At 72.5% G+C, this 3,299-nt stretch carries 3 protein-coding genes; 2 read left to right on the top strand and 1 reads right to left on the bottom strand.

Annotated features, from left to right (window positions below):
• Positions 1-2 precede the first annotated feature (2 nt).
• Together ACFV0Q_RS40050 and ACFV0Q_RS40045 are read left to right on the top strand one after the other, a co-directional pair.
• Positions 3-359, top strand: a complete 357-nt coding sequence (locus ACFV0Q_RS40050; RefSeq protein ID WP_385012846.1) for a YciI family protein — start codon at positions 3-5, stop codon at positions 357-359.
• A 70-nt stretch (positions 360-429) separates the two neighbouring features.
• Entirely contained in the window at positions 430-1,674 is a 1,245-nt protein-coding gene (locus tag ACFV0Q_RS40045; protein WP_385012844.1) for an RNA polymerase sigma factor, read from the top strand.
• Here the strand turns inward: ACFV0Q_RS40045 and ACFV0Q_RS40040 are convergent.
• Positions 1,664-3,130: a condensation domain-containing protein gene (locus ACFV0Q_RS40040; protein ID WP_385012842.1), complete on the bottom strand. Its 1,467-nt coding sequence runs from the start codon at positions 3,128-3,130 to the stop codon at positions 1,664-1,666. The two genes, ACFV0Q_RS40045 and ACFV0Q_RS40040, sit on opposite strands and share 11 nt — an antisense overlap.
• Positions 3,131-3,299: the final 169 nt, after the last annotated feature.

Genomic DNA, 3,299 nt, shown 5'->3' with positions numbered 1-3,299 from the left:
CCATGCCGCGCTTCCTGAGCCTGATCCGCATCAACGAGCAGGACCTGCCCCCGGAGGAGTTCCCCAAGGACTTCGAGGAGCGCATGGGCGCCCTCATGGAGGAGATCACCAAGGCCGGGGTCATGCTCGACACCGCCGGACTGCTCCCCACCTCCGAGGCCACCCGCGTCGACTGGTCCGGCGGGAAGCTCAGCTTCACCGACGGCCCCTTCACCGAGACCAAGGAGGTCGTCGGCGGCTACGCCCTCCTCCAGTGCAAGGACAAGGCCGAAGCCCTGGAATGGACCAAGCGGTTCCTGTCGATCCACCCGGAGAGCTGGACCGTCGGCGCCGAGCTCCGGCAGATCCAGGAGATGTGACGCCCCGCACGGCCCGTACACCCGGCGCCGCGTTTGCCCTGTTCCGTCACGGCTGCTCTGATGGGTGGCCGTGACGGAACAGAGCACGGCCGGCGCGGTCGAAGCGGTCTTCAGGATCGAGTCCCCCCGGATCATCGCCGGCGTCACCCGCATCGTGCGGGACGTCGGCATCGCCGAGGAGATCGCCCAGGACGCCCTGGTCGCCGCCCTCGAACAGTGGCCCGGGTCCGGCGTCCCCGACCGGCCGGGCGCCTGGCTCATGACCACGGCCAAGCACCGGGCGGTCGACCTCGTCCGCCGCAGGGACACCTACGCCCGCAAACTCGCGGAGGTCGGCCGCACCCTGGAGGACGTGCCGCCGCCCGCCGAGCCCGCCGACCCGGACGACATCGACGACGACCTGCTGCGCCTGGTGTTCACCGCCTGCCATCCGGTCCTGGCGACCGAGGCCCGCATCGCACTCACCCTGCGCCTGGTGGGCGGCCTCACCACCCAGGAGATCGCCCGCGCCTTCCTGACGTCCGAGCCCACCGTCGCCCAGCGCGTCGTCCGCGCCAAGCGGGCCCTGGCCAAGGCCGGGGTGCCCTTCGAGGTCCCGTACGGAGCCGACCGCGAACAGCGCCTCGCCTCCGTCCTCGAGGTCATCTACCTCGTCTTCAACGAGGGGTACGCGGCCACCGCGGGCGACGACCTCGTCCGGCCCGCCCTGTGCGAGGACGCCCTGCGCCTCGCCCGGGTGCTGGCCGCCCTGATGCCCAAGGAACCCGAGGTCCACGGGCTCTGCGCGCTGCTGGAGTTCCAGGCGTCCCGCACCGCCACCCGCACCGGCCCCGACGGTGAACCGGTCCTGCTCGCCGACCAGAACCGGGCCCGCTGGAACCGCCTCCTCATCCGGCGCGGGGTGGACGCCCTGCACCGCGCGGGCACCGGCCCCTACTCCCTCCAGGCCGCCATCGCCGGATGCCACGCGGCGGCCGTCCGCTACGAGGACACCGACTGGGCGGCCATCGCCGCCCTCTACGGGCGGCTCGTCCGGCTCGTCCCCTCACCGGTGGTCGAGCTGAACCGGGCGGTCGCCGTCTCCATGGCCGAAGGCCCCGGAGCGGCCCTGCCGCTCGTCGACGCCCTCACCCGGGAACCCGCCCTGCGCTCCTACCACCTGCTGCCGTCCGTACGGGGAGACCTGCTGGAGCGGCTCGGACGCGGACCGGAGGCCCGCGCCGAGTTCGAGAAGGCGGCCGCCCTCACCCGCAACGCACGCGAGCGGGACCTCCTGCTGGCCCGGGCCGCCGCCCTCCCGCAGGTCAGGCCCTGACCGGCGCCGACTGCTCGCCGGACCGCCGGGGCGCCGCGAGCCCCACGGGCCGGCCGAAGCCGCCCGAGCGGGCGATGCTCCGCACCGTCCGGCGCAGCGCCTCCTGGAAATCGCCCATCGTGCGGCGGGCGGCCGCGGTGTCCACGTACAGCGAGTTCATGTGGAGTCCCTCCGCGTCCCGCTGGAACCAGGAACAGGCCCCGTTCGCGCGCGCCGACCACACGTGCGTGGCGGGCCGCCACTCGTGGTGGCGCTCGGCACCACGGCACTTGCGCATGTCGATGTACGAGAAGAAGTTGACCGGGTACGGCCAGGAGCGGGCGGCGAACTCCTCGGGCGCCAGCAGCTCCCAGGCCCGTACGAACGGCACGTCGATGTGCGCGATCATCTCGCCGAAGCCCGCCCGGACCTCGGCCATCACCTGGCCGAAGTCCTTGCCGGGGGAGGCGTCGAACTCGATCGGCATGGTGTTGACGAACCAGCCCACCGCATCGTTCCAGGAACCGCGCCCGCGCTCGCTGACCGGCATGAACCCGCGGTAGACGCCCGGCCCTCCGGCGTCCCGCAGACACACGGCGACCGAGCCCAGCACCGCCATGAACGGCTTCCCGTCCACCTCCCGGCAGGCCTTCTCGAACACCTCGGCCTCGGCGGCGTCCAGCAGGGTGGAGGCCTCGTTGACGATCGGGTACATCCGGCCCGGTTCCACGCCCAGGTCCAGCGGGAAGCGGGGGAAGAACTCCCCGTTGCGGGCGATGAACGACTTCCAGTAGCCCAGCCGCTCGTCGTCCGCGTCGATGGACAGGTAGCGGCGACGCTGCTCCTCGGCGAAGTCGAGGTAGCTCGGGACGGGCGGCAGCGCCGCTTCCCCGCCGCCGCGCAGGGCCTCGTAGGCGGTCATCACCTCGCGGACGACGATCGGCATCGACATGCCGTCGCAGACGATGTGGTCGAAGGCGAGGTAGACGGTGGCGGAGTCCGGGCGGAGCACCGCTCCCATCGTGAACAGCGGCCAGGACAGGGTGTCGATGCTGCGCTTGAACCGCTCCACCAGGAAGTCGCGCAGCCGGTCCGACGAATCGAACGAGGCCACGTGCTCGGCCTCAAGGGCGAGTTCACCGGCCGCCAGGGGCCGGCACGCCACCTCTCCGGCCAGTCGCTGGAACGCGGAGCGCAGTACCTCGTGCCGCTGGACGAAACCCAGCAGGGACTGGGTGAGGGCCCTTTCGTCGAGGGCGCCCTCGACCTCGAAGGTGATGGCCAGCCACGACGCGACCGGGTCGTCGGCGCCGCGGCTCTCCTCGGCGACGGTGAAGTGCTTGTCCTGGTTGAACGAGGCCCATCTGCCGGCCGCGTCACCCCGGCCCGACTCCTGCGCAACGGCCGTGGACCGCAACCGCCACTCGACCACGCGTCCGGGCGCCACGTGGCGCAACTCCAGAGGAAACTGCCGCATACCGTCATCCCTTCGCCCCCGAGTCAACCCCGAGCGCCTAACGACACCCGCACCACGGAAGTGACGCCCGTACCCCGGTGACCCGGTCCGGACGCGGGGGTGGCCGATGGGCCCCCCCGGATCATCGGGGGCGGGCCCAACGGCCCGCCCGGGGGCACCCCCCCCGCGG

The organism is Streptomyces sp. NPDC059564, assembly GCF_042735575.1.
In the GTDB taxonomy this organism is placed as follows: Bacteria; Actinomycetota; Actinomycetes; order Streptomycetales; family Streptomycetaceae; genus Streptomyces.
The sequence above is the reverse complement of the archived record's forward strand: the minus strand, read 5'-3'. Positions and strand labels throughout refer to the sequence as shown.